This window comes from Microcoleus sp. B13-B6, assembly GCF_036705405.1.
GTDB lineage: Bacteria > Cyanobacteriota > Cyanobacteriia > Cyanobacteriales > Microcoleaceae > Microcoleus.
On record NZ_JAUBUJ010000016.1, the window covers coordinates 91,921 to 107,253 of the forward strand.

Genomic DNA, 15,333 nt, shown 5'->3' on the forward strand with positions numbered 1-15,333 from the left:
TTTTAGCATCCGCCTGTTAACTTGATATAAGTTACAGGATAGTTAGGATTAGTGGGATTCCCGATTAACCGCTGATTCCTACAATCGACAAGCAAATCTAACTTCTCCAAAACCACCTGACCAATCAACACCTCATCACCTGTTACCAGAGCATCCTCGGTAGTCCTACGCCCCTCAATTTCAATTAATATAGCCTCCGTTACTCCTACGGTTTCCTGACGACCATCAGCATACTTAACAAGCTGCTGTCCTATAATTCGTAAACCTAGCTGCTGTACCATCTCTGCTGAAATTACTAGGTAAACCGATCCTGTATCTACGAGAGCTTCTGTTTCACACTCACGCAACAGCCGAGGCGCGAGCAACCCCCGACTAATTAGAGCTTCATCTATGGCATTGGTCAGCTTTACCTGAGTCTTAACTGCCCCCATGTTCTTAATTCCATCCAATTCTAATTTATTTAATTCTTTCATATTAAATTTCCTTTTAATCTTTTGCTGCTTACATTATACGAGTTCGGCTAACTGATATCGTTTCCGGTAGCATCGGAATGATTTAACCGCAGAGGGCGCAGAGAACGCAGAGGGAGAGAATACAGAGATGAATACAGGACGATGCAACCGGATTTGATATGAGACGCGATCGCCCCTCATTCCTATATGATTTAAAATTATCACTCACAACTCAAAACTACTTAATCATGTCTTTCATTTCAATTCGCGGTGTAGAACATTATTACGAGTGGATAACGGCAGATAACACGGCCCAACCTAGCGGGAAACCAGTGATGGTATTCCTGCACGGCTGGGCGGGATCAGCGCGCTACTGGGAAAGCACGGCACGGGCTATTGCTGATGATTTTGATTGTTTGCTTTACGATATGAGAGGTTTTGGTCGATCGCCTTTGCCGAAAGAGCCTCCTGAGTCCAGCTACGAACTCGAAACCTATGCCCACGACTTAGCGGAATTATTAGAATCTCTGAATTTAAGCCGCGTCTTTCTCAATGCTCACTCTACAGGTGCATCAATTGCTACTTTATTTCTCAACCTTTACCCTGAAAAAGTAGAAAAAGCAATTCTCACTTGCAGCGGGATTTTTGAATACGATGAAAAAGCCTTTACAACTTTTCACAAATTCGGTGGCTATGTGGTAAAATTTAGACCATCTTGGCTGGCATCGATCCCTTTTGCCGATCGGCTATTTATGGCCCGGTTTTTGCGCCGTTCCCTGCCCACAGAGGTCAGTCTGGCGTTTCTCAAGGATTTTTTAATGGCAGACGAGCAAGCTGCTATAGGTACAATGGTGACAGCCGTCAGCAAAAGAGCAGCCGAGGAAATGCCCCAAGAATTTGCGCGGCTGAGTGTTCCCACACTGCTTGTGGCAGGAGAATTTGACCAAATTATCCCCGCCGTCATGGGAGAGCAAGCGGCCTCCCTCAGCAAAAAAGTAGAATTTGTTATAATTCCGAATACGGCTCACTTTCCGATGCTGGAGGATGCTGCAACATACTTGCAGCGAATTCGAGACTTTTTGCCAGCAGCGGCTTAGCTGAGTTATTGTTCATCTAATGCACGATCGGACAAGCAAGCTTTGAGAACGGCTTTTGCTCCGATCTTAATTTTTAATTCCTAATTTCTTAAAGCGAAAGGTGGTACAATGAACGACCTCGACCAATACTATAAAGTGCTGGGACTGTTGCCGGGAGCTTCCAGAGAAGAAATTAGCCAAGCCTACAAGGATTTAGCGTTCATTTGGCACCCCGATCGCATCCCCAAAGACAATCCCAGACTACTACAGAAAGCTGAAGAAAAGATTAAGGAAATTAATCAAGCTCGCGAACAATTGCGATCGATTCAACCAAGAGGTCAGAATCAGAACGTTCAGCACAAACATACTCAGCACAAACACACCCAGCAACAAAACACCCAGCACAAACACACCCAGCAACAAAACGCTCAGTACAGAAACACTCACCAACAAACTACCCAGCAACAAAACGCTCAGTACAAAAACACTCAGCAACAAACTACCCAGCAACAAAATACCCAGCAACAAAATACCCAGCAACAAAATACTCAGTACAGAAACACCCAGCAACAAAATACCCAGCAACAAAATACCCAGTACAGAAACACCCAGCAACAAAATACCCAGCAACCAAATACTCAGTACCAAAACACTCAGTACCAAAACAATCAGCAACCCAATACTCAGTACCAAAACACTCAGTACAGAAATACTCAGTATCCAAACACCCAGCAGCAAAACACCCAGCCACCACCGGCCACCCCAAAAGAACCCCGCTACTCTTCTGAACCCTCTTCAGGAAAATATCCTGGAAATTATCCGGGAAACTATGGGGGAAACCCTGCAGGGCCCTATTCAGAGGCGTCGCGCTACCAATCGCAGCCGCCACCATCTCAGTCTTACCGCCAAGCTGGGCCGCAAGCTCCCGATTTGAGCGGTTCCAACTTCCAAGGAGCCTCCTTAAAAGAAAAGGATTTTTCAGGGAGAAACTTGAGCAATGCAAACCTAAGTGAAGCCGACTTAAGCGATACTTTTCTACACAACGTCAACCTCACAGGCGCGAATTTGCACAAAGCAAACTTGTTCAGGGCTAATTTGTTAGGAGCTTGTTTGATCAATGCCAACTTGAGAGAAACCAACTTAATCGGAGCCGATTTGAGCGGTGCTGACTTGAGCGGTGCTGACTTGACAGGAGCGAAAATCGGTTACGGCGATCGAGTTATGGTCAAACTTACCCGGACTACATTAACAGGTACAATCTTACCCGACGGTACTGTTCATAGCTAAATTATTTAGTTTTTAGTCAGTGGTTGTAGACGCGGGTTTTACCCGCAATATTTGTTGCAACTCCAAACACAAAAAAATCCGCCCTTTGCGAATTTGGGATAAAAACTTATATTCTGTCCGCTAGAACAACCGCAATAAAATTGGTTCGTAGTGAGGGCCTTCGTCGTCACAATTGTATGAGGACTTGCATTCCTCGCTGCGTACCCATAATGCTTAAATTACTTGACATGATATTACGCGATCGCGATCGCACAAACCGAGTTTTTTTACCCGGTTCAACAACTGCAACGAGGTCTTTTCGTTCATCAAACCCCCTTTCTGTCTCCAACACGGCTAATCGAGATTCATATTACACCAACCGCCAAAATGGTTCCTGTTCTGTTTTTTCCTTCTGCCTTCTGCCTTCTGCCTTCTGCCTTCTGCCTTCTGCCTTCTGCCCTCTGCCTTCTGCCTTCTGCCTTCTGCCTTCTGCCTTCTGCCTTCTGCCTTCTGCCTTCAACATCCGTTATTAATTACTTCCGCCACGGCCATTGCGTAACTTTCGTCCAGCAGCCAGCATAGCGCCTCCCGCCATCAAACCCCCCACAGTCATCGGTTCGGGAACCGGCTCAGCTTGAACCGTCCCCACAGAACCGCCTTTAATAAATACAGCAGAATCTAACTTGCCATCGCCCACATCTTTAATGCGGATACTGAGAACATTCCTCTGATTTTGCTTGAGCAAACCCTCAAAACCTAAAACTTTAGTAAAACCGTCGAGCTTAACGATGTTAGCAGCAATACCTGTCAAACTTGGGTTATCAATATAGTCTGAGTGATATGTAGAGCGATTATATGGATCTGGAACCAGATTATTAATCGTAACTGTTTTTCCGTCGCTCAATTTGGCCAAATTAGTGCCGTTCAGCAGCAGTTCAAAATCGTCATTATATTCTTCATAAGCGCCGAACTCAGGAAACTCCTCAGAAGCAAATACATATTGAAAGAACAACTTTTGAACCGTGCTATCAGCAAAAAAGCTGAGGTTTAGCTGAGTCACATCCCCCTGTTCACCTTCAGATCCAAAGTCCGTGCTTAAATCGCTGTCCTTTATCGTGAAGTTATCTGTCTGATTCGTACCCGGTATATCGGCGACTCTACCAGTGCTCAGAACAACACCTGATGTCAAACCGAAGGGGTCATTAGTGAAAGTACCAAAAGCAGCCGAATTACCCCTAATTGAAACAGAGAAATTACTCAACCCGGCTGTATTAGCCCCCAATAAATTATTTCTTAAAGTCGCAGTGTTATTAGTTGCCCCTACCGAAAATGCCATTGCTGGCGCTGCCAACAAACTCAGAGCAGTAGTTAATGTAGCTGTTAAGGCAGCAATTTTGTGAGTAATTAGCATAAATTTTTCCTGGAAGATACAAACCTGATTCTCTGCACAACTTAATTTTTACATTATATAAGTATCAATGTCTAGTGCCTTTACAATAACTTTACACATAAGTGTATATACGCTTTCTATGGTTATTCTTTTTGGTAGTTCTTGGCAATAAGTCAGCCTATAAACATCAGCGCAAAAATACGGATGCAAAAATACACGTACACAGACTAATAATTTCAGGACTTACGCACTGGAGACCCAAGAAACCCGGTTTGGATACCGTTGGCGCTCTCCAAAATGACTAATGACTAATAGCTAATGACTAATGACTAAGGACTAATGACTAATGACTCATGACTCATGACCTCCCCCAAAAAAACCATACAAGCCCCCGATTCCTGTCGTAGAGAGATCAAAATTTTTTACCCTAGTTCAACATCCCAGATTCATCTGTGGAGTAAATCTAAAATCCTTCGACCCTCGCGCCACTCGACCGCTGGCCGAAGTCTAAAATCTAAAATCTCTAATCGACTGACTGTTGACTAAAATCCCCTTGCTTCTCCTTCCCCGCGCCGATCGGCAGCCCCTTCCAACCAACCGTCTGCAGTCAGGACGATCGCATTGGCATTGCCCCAGCCGTCACCTTCAACAATCTGGTGTCCCCGCCGCCGCAACTCCGAAAGCGTCGCAGCCTCAAAACCTCCCCGTTCCACCCTCAGGCGATCGGGCTGCCACTGATGGTGAATCCTCGGTGCAGATACAGCATCGCCGACATTCATGTCGTAAACCAATACGTTCAGTACAATTTGCAACACCGTGGTAATAATCGTGCTGCCTCCGGGAGCCCCCGCAGCGAGGCGAAATTTGCCATTTTCTGTCACGATGACCGGCGTCATGCTCGATAAAGGAGTCTTCCCTGGGGCGATCGAATTTGCCTCGGAGCCCACCAAACCAAACAAATTCGGCACTCCCGGCGCGACTGCAAAATCATCCATCTCGTTGTTGAGCAAAATTCCCGTACCCGCAGCCACGACTCCCGCCCCAAAACCGCCATTCACTGTAAAAGTTAAGGATACCACATTGCGCTCTTTGTCAACTACCGTGAGGTGGGTAGTTTCGGGAGACTCCCACACAAAGCGGCTCAAAGTTTCAGCGTCAACAGCTTTTACCTCGCTGGAGGGTCTGGCTTTTGACATTTGGATTTGCGATCGTCTGAATTTGCCATAATTGGTGCTAGTCAGAGCTTTGACCGGTACACTCACAAAATCCGGGTCGCCCAAATACTCAGCCCGATCGGCATAAGCAATCCTCATACTCTCCGCCAGCAAGTGCAAAGTATCTGGACTTTGCCTCCCCAACCTCTTGAGATCCGTATCTCCCAGAATATTTAAGATTTGCAACAAATGAACGCCGCCGGAAGAAGGAGGCGACATCGCGCAAATTTCGTAAGTGCGAAAGTTGCCGCAAACCGGATTCCGCCAAATCGGCGTATAGTTTTTCAAATCTTCGAGAGTGATAATGCCGCCATTTTTAGCCATATCGGCGGCGATCGCCCGCGCAATGTCCCCGCTATAAAAACTCTGCGGATTTTGTGCAATCTGTCGCAAAGTCCGCGCCAAATCCCGCTGCACCAAAAGCTGACCAGGTTGGTATAAAATGCCACCGCGAGTAAAAACCTCCCGCGCCGCCCGGTTTTTTTTGAGTACATCCTGTCGTCGCCCGGTAGCCGTGGTAAACCGCGAACTTACCGGAAAGCCTTTTTCCGCCAGGGCGATCGCCGGCGCCACCACCTGTGCCCAAGGCAACTTACCATACTCGCGGTGCACCGTATAAAGTCCAGCAACAGTGCCGGGAATACCCGCCGCCAAATGCCCGTCCAGACTTGCCCTTTGGCGCACCTTCCCTTGCTTGTCGAGGTACATATCCCGCGCCGCCCGTTTCGGAGCTCGTTCCCGGAAATCCAGCGCTTGCACAGTCCCCGTTTCCACCCGCCGCAGCAGCAAAAAACCCCCGCCGCCGATACCCGCCGAAAAAGGCTCCACCACCGAAATCGCCAAAGCCGTAGCAGCCGCCGCATCCACTGCATTGCCGCCCTGTTGCAGCACGGCCAGCCCCGCAGCGCTCGCCAGAGGGTGAGCTGAAACTGCCATCCCCTGTTTGCTGCGCTGTTGCTGCAAGTTTGGCTGTAGCTGCTGCTGGCAGCCACCCAACACCAAGACTGTTAGGCAACAAGTATAAATTCGCACTTTACTCAAGAAATTTGGCAACATTTTTTACGGGTGAGGCGAGGATTTTTTACAGTATAATTTTATGATGGTCTTCCCTAAGAACTAGCAATACTAAGTTCAATCGCAGATAAATTACCTGTTATGGCAGACGGAAAAACGATTTGACCCTGGGAGGCGATCGCGGTACAAGAGGAAGAGAAAAATCAGGGACAGCTTATGGCCAATTCATAATTAAACAAGTTTGAAAAAGCATCTTTTTTAAGAAAATACCGATTTCAAAAGAGCTGAGGAACCTACAAAAACGCCGTTGCTGATTTACGATAGAAAAAACTAAAGATGCCAATCATATAAACCAGGATTCACAAAGCTTCTGAATCTTCAAATTATTTTTGTTTCAGAGCATGATTAAGCAACAGCAAAATAATCAGTATTTTAGGTGATGGCTATGGTAATCCAACATAGAGCAGATTTAGCATATAGCAATCCTCGCATCATTTGCATAATTATTGTAGGGGCAATCCCACGCCCGGTTGCCCGATAGATAGGGGGTAGGCACTCTTAGCACTACCCCTACAAATTTATCTGAATCATTTAGGATTGCTATAGCCGTTTTTGGGCAGTTGTTCGACTGGTTAGTTAATCAATACAACAGGATTTACCCAATCTGGCTCTCAAGTTTGATTAAATAATTATAATGAGGCTGGCGAGTGAGGAATCAAAGTCCTCACTCGCCAGCCTCTGGCCCATGAAAAACAATTTTATGCTCACCGATTAACCGGAATCGCTCTGAGTCAGAAACCAGGTTTTTTAGTAGCTCTATAGTTCTCAAACCAATGATTTTGATTGAGACCGGGTTTTTCTGGGTAAGTCCTATTAAAGCAAAAAGATGCGATCGAATTTAGGACAACTCCAGTCCCCCGTAAAAACCCTCAATCCCTCGCACCCGTGGCCTTCGTGTCAGAAAAATTGCCCGCCAAATAATAGTCTGCACTCCGCCTGCTAACGGCTGTCCCCTCCTTATGGTAGCTCGCACTAATGTCCGTAAACCTGTTATATTGGCAGTATCTAGGCCCGTTTCCTGACTACAGGTACTTGCACGTAAATGAGTCAGAGTGTCTGCTTCGAGACTATAGCAATCCTCGCATCAGTTGTAAAAATATGTAGGGGTAGTGCTAAGAATGCCTACCCCAGCCTGCATCGGGGCAACCGGGCGTGGGGAGAGCCCCTACAATAATTACACAAATCATTTAGGATTGCTATATACTTCGGCGAACAACTACCAAACCACACCTTAATGCAAGTTATGAACAGCCAAAAAGTCAGCGTAATCATTCCTGCATTCAATGCTGCCGACACTCTGGCCGAGACAGTTGCCTCCGTACTCAATGGCACCCACAAGAATCTAGAAATTTTAATTGTTGATGACTGCTCTACTGACGCTACTGACAAAGTTGCTGCTAAGCTGGTCGAGCAAGATTCGAGAATTCAATACTTCCAGAATCCCCAAAATTACGGGGTTTCTAAGGCTAGAAATTTAATGATATATCGGGCAACGGGCGAGTAGGTAGCGTTTATCGACAGCGACGATACCTGGGAACCCAATAAGTTAGAAGTTTGTTTGAAGATGCTCGCAGACAATCCCGAAGTCAAAGCTGTGGCTCACGCTTTGCGGTATTTAGACAAGCGCGGCAACAAGTTGAGTTACATTCCCACCTATCCTACCACTAAAGCAGAAATGCAGGCGATTAAGGAGACAGGCGAATGTCCTTGGGTTTTCCCGTCTTCTGTTGTAGTCGATCGCTCTATTCTACTCCAAGAAGGCGGGTTTCCCGAAGATTGGCAGGTAGGAGAAGATACAGAGTTATTTACCAAAATTGCTCAAAAGTACGGTTTGCTAGCGGCGACAGAACCTTTGGGAAATTATCGGATTAGAGGGAACTCTCTCACAGATAAGCACTGGCTGAAGAAGCGCATAGCTTCTGATTGTGTCAAGGAAAACCAACTGTGGCGCTTGCGGGGAGAAAAAGAGTTATCACTCCAGGAGTACGAAGAGTTATGTTTTAAGAATTTGCCGCTTTTGCAAAAGCTTAACAAATTTCGAGAAGTTTTGGCACTGCACTACATGAGAAAGCTGGGACAAAGTTGGTTAAATCGGGAGGTTTTGCCTACTATTGTTTACGGCATCGCTACCACAGTGCTCAATCCTCAAGCTACTGTGCACAAGTGGAAATGGATGAAGACTCACGAAAAGTTGAGTCATCAAACCGCAGAAGGTATCAGTCATTCGCCAGAATTAAACCCCCAGCGATCGTCTGAAATCGGGGGGTTGTCCTAAAGGATGTTATACTTGTATAGCCTTTCTCATTAACATGAGGTGCACACTTGATAAGCGGGCATAGGCCTCCGTGGGCATAGGGCATACCTCACCAAGATTGAGAACTGCTGTATGCGGGTTGAGTCAAGAAATGAGGTGCTGCCAATACAGCCGAATCAAAGTTGATAGCCCTGGGGCTGATTAATACGCGATATTCGGGTTTTGATCCGTATTTGACTGTTAATATCCTGTAGGGTCAATTACCCGCAATACCAGCTACAGCGGCTTGCAGCCGTGCGATGGGACACAATATAAAAATTTTTGAAAGTCGCGGATGTCAGCCTTGATTTATTCGATCGCCAACTTCAACCTTATACAGGGCGAAAATAGCAGCGATCGCCAGCCGTGCTATTTGCCCCCACAACAGTTAGAATAAATAATGTATAAGTAAAAAGGAAAGTTTTTGGAATTAAAAAATGGGTAGCAAACCCCTTTTTGAGGCCGAAAATAAAAGCAAAAATTTATAAAACATTCGGCCTTCTACCTTCAGAGGACGATCGCCTTTTTATTTGGAATTAGATTGAATTTATGGACTGGCAAGAAATTTCTGGTAACTGGGTATTAATTCCTTCAAGACCGATCGCGATCGTACATTTTCTCGGCGGTGCATTTGTGGCGACAGCACCGCAACTCACCTATCGCTGGCTGTTAGAGGCTTTGGGGAATCAAGGATATGTTGTAGTCGCAACGCCGTTTGTCAATACTTTGGATCATATTGCGATCGCCCGCGATGTCCTCAACAAATTTGAAAATGCCCTCGATCGCCTGCGGGCCACTAAATTGCTCAAATCTTCCTATCTCCCCGTTTACGGCATGGGACACAGCATGGGATGCAAACTGCACTTGCTGATCGGTTCTGTATTTGACATAGAAAGGGCAGGCAATATCCTGATCTCTTTCAACAATTATGCAGCATCCGAAGCAATCCCGATCGTCGAGCAAATTTCCCCCGTCTTTAACGTTGAGTTTACCCCGTCCCCGCAAGACACCAATCGCCTCGTCCAAGATAGCTATCAAATCCGGCGCAATCTTTTAGTCAAATTTAACGGCGACAACATCGACCAAACCCTGCTGTTGACAAAACTGCTAAAAGCACGATTTCCCGACATGATTACAGTTCAGACTCTAGCGGGCAACCATCAAACGCCCTTGGGGCAAGATGTTAGCTGGCCTGTGGGTCAAATTTTTACGCCCTTCGACGCGATCGGGCAGTGGGTCAAACAAGAAGTGTATCGAGAATTAAATCAATTAAAACAGACAATTCTGCTGTGGCTTAATCCTCTGTCCAAGGATTTTAAATCTTAAAGTTCAGATTTTAGCTTGGTGACATTAAATTGAAAAATTACGCATAAACTCTATCTGTAGGGTGCATATGGCGCACAGGCTACTTAGGAATTACGCATAAACTCTATCTGTAGGGTGCTTATGGCGCACCTTACACTACCAATAGTGTTAAAAAGCCGTTTGCGTAACTCCTAAAACTGCCAAGGGATGTCTCAGCTATGCACTCATAGCCGCGAAGATCCTACTTTTCCGACTTTTCCGACTTAAAAGATCCGACTTTTCCGACTGACATGAGCCTGAGTGGTGAGTCAACATGGTGATAGGTGCATCTGAGGCTAGGTAAATTACGGCCTAAATTAATCGCCAGTTGTTTGTCCACTTAGAGTTTCGGCACCCACAGATGTTAATTTCTAGTTCTGCATCAGTCCCTTCCTCATGCACTCCAGATATAGATTCAGCTTTTTGGAAATTATGGCAGGATAATCAAGATTACCTTTACCGTTGCTGTCGCAAGTGGATGGGCAACCCAACCGATGCCGAAGATGCCCTCAGTCGCGCGATGCTGAAAGCTTGGGAGAAAGCAAGAGATGGTACGGATGATATCAAAAACTTTAAGGCTTGGTTAACCAAACTGACTTATAACCTGTGCGCCGATATCCATCGAGAGCGCAACAGGGGTGCAGTAGGAGTTGACAGTTTAGACACCATTGCTTTAGGAAACGAAACCGAATTAATCAGCCAAGAAGAAACACCAGTTCGCGCTGCTATGCGGGGTGAAGTCGAATTATTTTTTCGCGAGGCAATAGATGAGTTGCCCGATAGATTGCGCGAGACTTTTCTTCTCCATTTTGAATCAGGGCTATCTTATCCAGATATTGCAGAACAGCTTGGTATATCTTACGATAACGTCCGCAAGCGGATTTCCCAGGCGCGGGCAATTTTGCGTCAGCGGTTCAATGAAAATTTCGGTGAAGAGGGGACTGACGCGGATTTGTCTAATCCTAAGTCGAGGGTTTCTCCTCAATCTGCAAAAGGGAAAAAGTCTCAGAATATTGTTGAAAAAAAAACGGTAACAGAGGAGATTGAAGAAAGAGAAATTGTTGCCGGTGGGGAAATTCAAGAATCGGTTTTAGTGAATGCTCAATCTGATGGGGAGAGCACAGAAAGAGAAATTGTTGTCGGTGAGGAACAGCAAGAAGCGGCGGTGTGTGTTTTGCATCTAGGCGCGAAGGATTATTCGCCCCTACGGATATTGGCTAATAGTCTGGGGGATGACAGCGAAAAAGCGATCGCCCCTAACCCCTACAGCGGATTACTTTCTGAGTCTTGGGAAAGCCAAAAAGCTCTTGGTGTACAGGCATCATTAATGCTGCCCGCACAGGGCTGTTGTACCATCAGCGACTGCAATCCGCTGTATTCCCAGTTTCTCAACAGAGAAAACCAATACTTGACCGATGTTCGATCGCCCGAAATGCGATCGCCCCAGGGTGCCGCAGGCATATCGCGCAACGGTGCGTCTGCTGTATCGCTTTTTCCACTGTACAGGAGGATGTGGGCAGACAGTGGCGGCTGGCTTTCTTCCATCTGAAAAATAGGCAGGCAGAAAATCGCTTTAAATCAGTAGTGCGTAGGTTGGGCCCGTGGAACGAACCCTCCGTTTCACTCCGCCCAACATTTTCTTTAACCCAAGCGTATTGGGCATTAATGCTGCCGCGAGCTGCAATCCCCTATATTCTCGCTTTCTCTATGACTGGCGCGATATGGCGCTAGGCCGAATTTGGCATGGAAAAATTCGGCATCCCTGGTTTCGTCAATCTAGATTTTCAGGAAGAGATAGACCAATACGCTTGGGTTAAAACTATTTATTGCTCGAAGATCCCCTTAAATCCCCCGAATCGTTGCGGGGACTTTGAGTAAGTTCTTGTCCCACCCCCTACTCCCCTTTTTAAGGGGGGTTAGGGGGGATCGAGCTTAACTGAACCGTATTGAGAGATCGACTGCGTAGCAGGAATTGGTCAAATCCTCCCTCAAACCTGGTCACCCCCAAAAGTTAGAGATGTCATCTATCTAAAGACTGAATTATTCACAAATCGCCTTCGGGAAACGTCTAACTAATAGAACACAAAAAACCAACCCTGGAGTTGAAAAATTATGATTCGTCGTATTGCTTTCGTTAGTGGTCTCGTTATTCTCAATGCTTTTGGTTTCGCTACCGTAGCCCGTGCCGGTGAAGGTGGTATAGCAGGTTCCGCAGCTTTCACCGTTAACTCCGACAAAGTTACAGGTGTGGCTGTCTCGGCGGCGGTCGGTAAAGAAAACGCTTCTGCTGCTGCTTTCAACTACAGTGCTGCTGGAGGGGGCAATGCTTTACAGAACTCAGCTTGGGCTCTGGGTAGTGCAGGGATACAGGCTTTTACGACTGTCGGCAATCCGACTGGTTTCGACGTTACGCCCGTTTCTGACACCGCAAGAGCTACCCCACAAGAGAATAAGTTTAATGCTGGAACTGTCAACGTGCAGATTGGTACCGCTACTAACAATGCTGTTGTTAAGTCTCCCACTCCCTAGAACGGTTGTGAAAGGTTAGCTAGCCAGCTAACCTCACCGGTCAATCAATTTTATCTCCGTTCAAATATCAGATCAGGATCTCCGCTTCCCTCGAACCAACCAGTCAGCCGAGATCCTTATTAATAGGGTGTTTTTATCCGCAATACCTTCTGATGAATAACAGGACATTCCCCCGATGAAACCCATGCTAAATACTTCAAAAACTATCAATCCAGCCACCAGAATTGTTTTTATCGATGCTGGAGTAGAAAACGCCGATCTACTCATTGAGGATGTCATTTCCACTACTGAAGTCTTTGTCCTAGATGGGACGGCCGATGGCATCGAGCAAATTAGCCTGGTTTTACAACACCGTCCAAATACCGATGCCGTTCATATTATTTCCCACGGTTCCCCAGGTTGCTTGTATCTGGGCAATAGCCAACTAAGTTTAGATACCCTAATCCACTACGCCCCGCATCTCCAAAAGTGGGATGTTGCCAACCTCGTCTTCTATGGCTGTAAGGTTGCAGCCGGAGATGCTGGCGAAGAGTTCATCGCACGACTCCACGAACTAACAGGCGCTCAAATCGCTACCTCTGCCCTACCCATTGGCAGTGCCGCAGGACTCGGTGGTTCTCAGTTGCTCAATAGCGGTTTGGTGAGGACGAACGGTATTAGCTTCCATAACAATTCAGCAATTGGCGGCCACGGCGGCAACTTCTGCGACTTTTTTGCACGCTGACCTCTGTAACTCTTTCAGCGCCAAGTTTTCAGGTGTGTATGGAGGTAAATTATCTCTTCGCTACTTTGACGCAAATTCACTATTTTTCAGGAGAAAGTATTTCATGACGAGCGAGTTAATCTACGGGCCTATCTACGGTACACCCAATAACGACATTCTGCGGGGTACTGCGGCTGGTGACCAAATCTACGGTGACGCCGGAAACGATGTCCTCTATGGTAACGCCGGAAACGATACCATCAATGGTAATTTGGGCGACGATATTGTCTACGGTGGCAATGATAACGATTCGTTGCGGGGGGGTCAAGGCAGCGATCGCCTTTACGGTGATGCCGGTAACGACGAACTCCTCGGCGATCTGGGTGATGACATCCTCTATGGGGGTGATGGTAACGATCTCCTCAATGGCGGTGCAGGGAGCGATCGGCTCTACGGGGATGCAGGATTTGATACCTTTGTCCTTGCACCAGGAATGGGTCAGGATCTGATCTATGGCTTCCAAGGTCGCCAAGACAAAATCCGATTAGATGGAGGTTTAACTTTCGGCGCTTTACAGATTGCCCAAAGTGGTAGTTCCACGTTAATTAAAATTGCATCAACCGGAGAAACCCTCGCTTCTTTAGTTAACACAAGTTCCGCCGGGATTGGGGCGGCTGATTTTATCCCAAAATCCGGCTTGTCTAACGGAGAATTTTAGGGCGGTCGCGCCTGTCTAATTGTCTAAATTCTGAAATAATCAGGTGCGTTAACTTCCGTTAGCGCACCCTTGATTCTGATTTTATAATTATTAAAAATTCAAAATATTCATCCCAATAAATATTTTTTTATTGCATCTATAGCGAACCTAAATGAATTATTTAATTCTTGTATGGGCCAACCCCCCGTGGTTGCCCCGATCCGTGGGGGGTAGGCACGGGGAGTAGGGGTAGCACTACCCCTACATATTTATTTGTACCAATGATTTATACCAATTTAATGTGAAGTTGCACATATCTCGATGCCCCTCGCATACCCCCTACTCCCCCTGATTGTTGGGGAGTAGGGGTTGACTTTGAGAAGAATCTTGTCCCACCCCCTACTCCCCTTATTAAGGGGGGTTAGGGGGGATCAGATTCTACGGGGCCTCATAAAAAATTGGTATTAGACCCGCTATATATAACACAATACGCTTGGGTTAAAACTATTTATTCCTCGGAGATCCCCCTAAATCCCCCTTAAAAAGGGGGAATTTGAGTAATTTCTTGTCCCACCCTTCGTAGGGGCGGTGCCCCCGTGCCCGCCCTTGGCTAGGCGGGCTCGGAATTAACCCAAGCCTATTGATATATCACAATATTAAAGCCAGAAATTGAATTGTTATTAAATCATCAGGATATCCGAATTGAATCACTGTATTAACTAATATATTTAATCCCTACTTTCCGCGCTTTTAATGATGATTAACCTCCTCAAATTTATCGTTAACCCTACGGCGCTCCTTTCAAGAGCATACAATGCTAGTATTGTCGTCGGTTTGGCTCTCCTGAGCATCGCTTACTCAACCCCAGCCATAGCAGAAACTCGCTCCAATTTACTCGACACATCCAATCAACTGGATGCCTCTGCTGCGAGTGTTTCTGACCTTCCAGAAACGAGCCCTTTATCAGAAACACCCAACTGGTTTACTTCTGCTACAAAATTGGAACCCTCATCCCAAAATTTAGCCTCTGAACCTCAACCCACAGAACCCCAGTCAACTAATAATCCTAACGGATTGTCCCAACCTTCTGTGCCATCTACTGAACCCGATTACATTATTCCACCTCGCAGCGCTCCAAGCGTTTCCGACCTTCCAGAAACCAGCCCTTTATCAGAAACATCCAACTGGTTTACTTCTGCTACAAAATTGGAACCCTCCTCCCAAAATTTAGCCTCTGAACCTCAACCCACAGAACCCCAGTCAACTAATAATCCTAACGGATTGTCCCAACCTTC

General features: G+C 46.4%; 14 protein-coding genes and 1 pseudogene. 10 read left to right on the top strand and 5 right to left on the bottom strand.

Annotated elements, in window-relative coordinates; genetic code table 11:
• Positions 1 to 2: 2 nt before the first annotated feature.
• Positions 3 to 473, bottom strand: coding sequence for an aspartyl protease family protein (locus tag QUB35_RS09910; protein ID WP_332983681.1), 471 nt, complete (start codon positions 471 to 473; stop codon positions 3 to 5).
• Between the two features lie 227 nt (positions 474 to 700).
• Between QUB35_RS09910 and QUB35_RS09915 the strand changes: the two genes are divergently transcribed.
• Both QUB35_RS09915 and QUB35_RS09920 read left to right on the top strand, forming a co-directional pair.
• The gene (locus tag QUB35_RS09915; protein ID WP_333141652.1) at positions 701 to 1,549 is read left to right on the top strand and encodes an alpha/beta hydrolase; all 849 of its coding nucleotides are present in this window, start codon (positions 701 to 703) and stop codon (positions 1,547 to 1,549) included.
• 108 nt (positions 1,550 to 1,657) lie between these two features.
• Complete coding sequence (locus QUB35_RS09920) at positions 1,658 to 2,815, top strand: pentapeptide repeat-containing protein (protein ID WP_333141654.1); 1,158 nt, start codon at positions 1,658 to 1,660, stop codon at positions 2,813 to 2,815.
• Positions 2,816 to 2,981: 166 nt separating this feature from the next.
• On the opposite strand, the gene QUB35_RS09925 is transcribed toward QUB35_RS09920, so the two are convergent.
• The 4 genes from QUB35_RS09925 to ggt form a co-directional block, all read right to left on the bottom strand.
• Positions 2,982 to 3,146, bottom strand: a complete 165-nt coding sequence (locus QUB35_RS09925; protein WP_333141656.1) for a hypothetical protein — start codon at positions 3,144 to 3,146, stop codon at positions 2,982 to 2,984.
• Positions 3,147 to 3,164: 18 nt separating this feature from the next.
• Positions 3,165 to 3,317 (bottom strand): hypothetical protein, encoded by a 153-nt coding sequence (locus QUB35_RS09930; RefSeq protein ID WP_333141658.1) that lies wholly within the window; start codon positions 3,315 to 3,317, stop codon positions 3,165 to 3,167.
• A 6-nt stretch (positions 3,318 to 3,323) separates the two neighbouring features.
• Positions 3,324 to 4,205, bottom strand: coding sequence for a choice-of-anchor L family PEP-CTERM protein (locus QUB35_RS09935; RefSeq protein ID WP_333141660.1), 882 nt, complete (start codon positions 4,203 to 4,205; stop codon positions 3,324 to 3,326).
• A gap of 521 nt (positions 4,206 to 4,726) precedes the next feature.
• Positions 4,727 to 6,454: a gamma-glutamyltransferase gene (gene ggt / locus QUB35_RS09940; RefSeq protein ID WP_333141662.1), complete on the bottom strand. Its 1,728-nt coding sequence runs from the start codon at positions 6,452 to 6,454 to the stop codon at positions 4,727 to 4,729.
• A 1,261-nt stretch (positions 6,455 to 7,715) separates the two neighbouring features.
• Here ggt and QUB35_RS09945 point away from each other — a divergent pair.
• The 8 genes and pseudogenes from QUB35_RS09945 to QUB35_RS09980 all read left to right on the top strand — a co-directional run.
• Complete coding sequence (locus QUB35_RS09945; protein ID WP_333141664.1) at positions 7,716 to 7,976, top strand: glycosyltransferase family 2 protein; 261 nt, start codon at positions 7,716 to 7,718, stop codon at positions 7,974 to 7,976.
• 9 nt (positions 7,977 to 7,985) lie between these two features.
• Complete coding sequence (locus QUB35_RS09950) at positions 7,986 to 8,747, top strand: glycosyltransferase family 2 protein (RefSeq protein WP_333141685.1); 762 nt, start codon at positions 7,986 to 7,988, stop codon at positions 8,745 to 8,747.
• Positions 8,748 to 9,314: 567 nt separating this feature from the next.
• Positions 9,315 to 10,091, top strand: a complete 777-nt coding sequence (locus QUB35_RS09955; protein ID WP_333141667.1) for a DUF1350 family protein — start codon at positions 9,315 to 9,317, stop codon at positions 10,089 to 10,091.
• Positions 10,092 to 10,470: 379 nt separating this feature from the next.
• Positions 10,471 to 11,658 carry a sigma-70 family RNA polymerase sigma factor gene (locus tag QUB35_RS09960; protein WP_333141669.1) on the top strand — a complete coding sequence of 396 codons (1,188 nt, stop codon included), beginning with the start codon at positions 10,471 to 10,473 and terminating at the stop codon, positions 11,656 to 11,658.
• A 563-nt stretch (positions 11,659 to 12,221) separates the two neighbouring features.
• Positions 12,222 to 12,638, top strand: a complete 417-nt coding sequence (locus tag QUB35_RS09965; protein WP_333141671.1) for a hypothetical protein — start codon at positions 12,222 to 12,224, stop codon at positions 12,636 to 12,638.
• 184 nt (positions 12,639 to 12,822) lie between these two features.
• Positions 12,823 to 13,362 carry a DUF4347 domain-containing protein gene (locus tag QUB35_RS09970; RefSeq protein WP_333141674.1) on the top strand — a complete coding sequence of 180 codons (540 nt, stop codon included), beginning with the start codon at positions 12,823 to 12,825 and terminating at the stop codon, positions 13,360 to 13,362.
• 103 nt (positions 13,363 to 13,465) lie between these two features.
• Entirely contained in the window at positions 13,466 to 14,059 is a 594-nt protein-coding gene (locus QUB35_RS09975; protein WP_333141676.1) for a calcium-binding protein, read from the top strand.
• A 732-nt stretch (positions 14,060 to 14,791) separates the two neighbouring features.
• A pseudogene (locus QUB35_RS09980) lies at positions 14,792 to 15,333 on the top strand (hypothetical protein); the annotation flags it as partial.

Excerpts from the sequence above, each read along its gene's own strand:
- QUB35_RS09965 (WP_333141671.1), top strand. The coding sequence starts at position 12,222 with ATGATTCGTCGTATTGCTTTCGTTAGTGGTCTCGTTATTCTCAATGCT.
- QUB35_RS09930 (WP_333141658.1), bottom strand. The coding sequence starts at position 3,317 with ATGTTGAAGGCAGAAGGCAGAAGGCAGAAGGCAGAAGGCAGAAGGCAG.
- ggt (WP_333141662.1), bottom strand. The coding sequence starts at position 6,454 with ATGTTGCCAAATTTCTTGAGTAAAGTGCGAATTTATACTTGTTGCCTA.
- QUB35_RS09920 (WP_333141654.1), top strand. The coding sequence starts at position 1,658 with ATGAACGACCTCGACCAATACTATAAAGTGCTGGGACTGTTGCCGGGA.
- QUB35_RS09910 (WP_332983681.1), bottom strand. The coding sequence starts at position 473 with ATGAAAGAATTAAATAAATTAGAATTGGATGGAATTAAGAACATGGGG.
- QUB35_RS09970 (WP_333141674.1), top strand. The coding sequence starts at position 12,823 with ATGCTAAATACTTCAAAAACTATCAATCCAGCCACCAGAATTGTTTTT.
- QUB35_RS09960 (WP_333141669.1), top strand. The coding sequence starts at position 10,471 with ATGTTAATTTCTAGTTCTGCATCAGTCCCTTCCTCATGCACTCCAGAT.
- QUB35_RS09945 (WP_333141664.1), top strand. The coding sequence starts at position 7,716 with ATGAACAGCCAAAAAGTCAGCGTAATCATTCCTGCATTCAATGCTGCC.
- QUB35_RS09955 (WP_333141667.1), top strand. The coding sequence starts at position 9,315 with ATGGACTGGCAAGAAATTTCTGGTAACTGGGTATTAATTCCTTCAAGA.
- QUB35_RS09935 (WP_333141660.1), bottom strand. The coding sequence starts at position 4,205 with ATGCTAATTACTCACAAAATTGCTGCCTTAACAGCTACATTAACTACT.
- QUB35_RS09975 (WP_333141676.1), top strand. The coding sequence starts at position 13,466 with ATGACGAGCGAGTTAATCTACGGGCCTATCTACGGTACACCCAATAAC.
- QUB35_RS09915 (WP_333141652.1), top strand. The coding sequence starts at position 701 with ATGTCTTTCATTTCAATTCGCGGTGTAGAACATTATTACGAGTGGATA.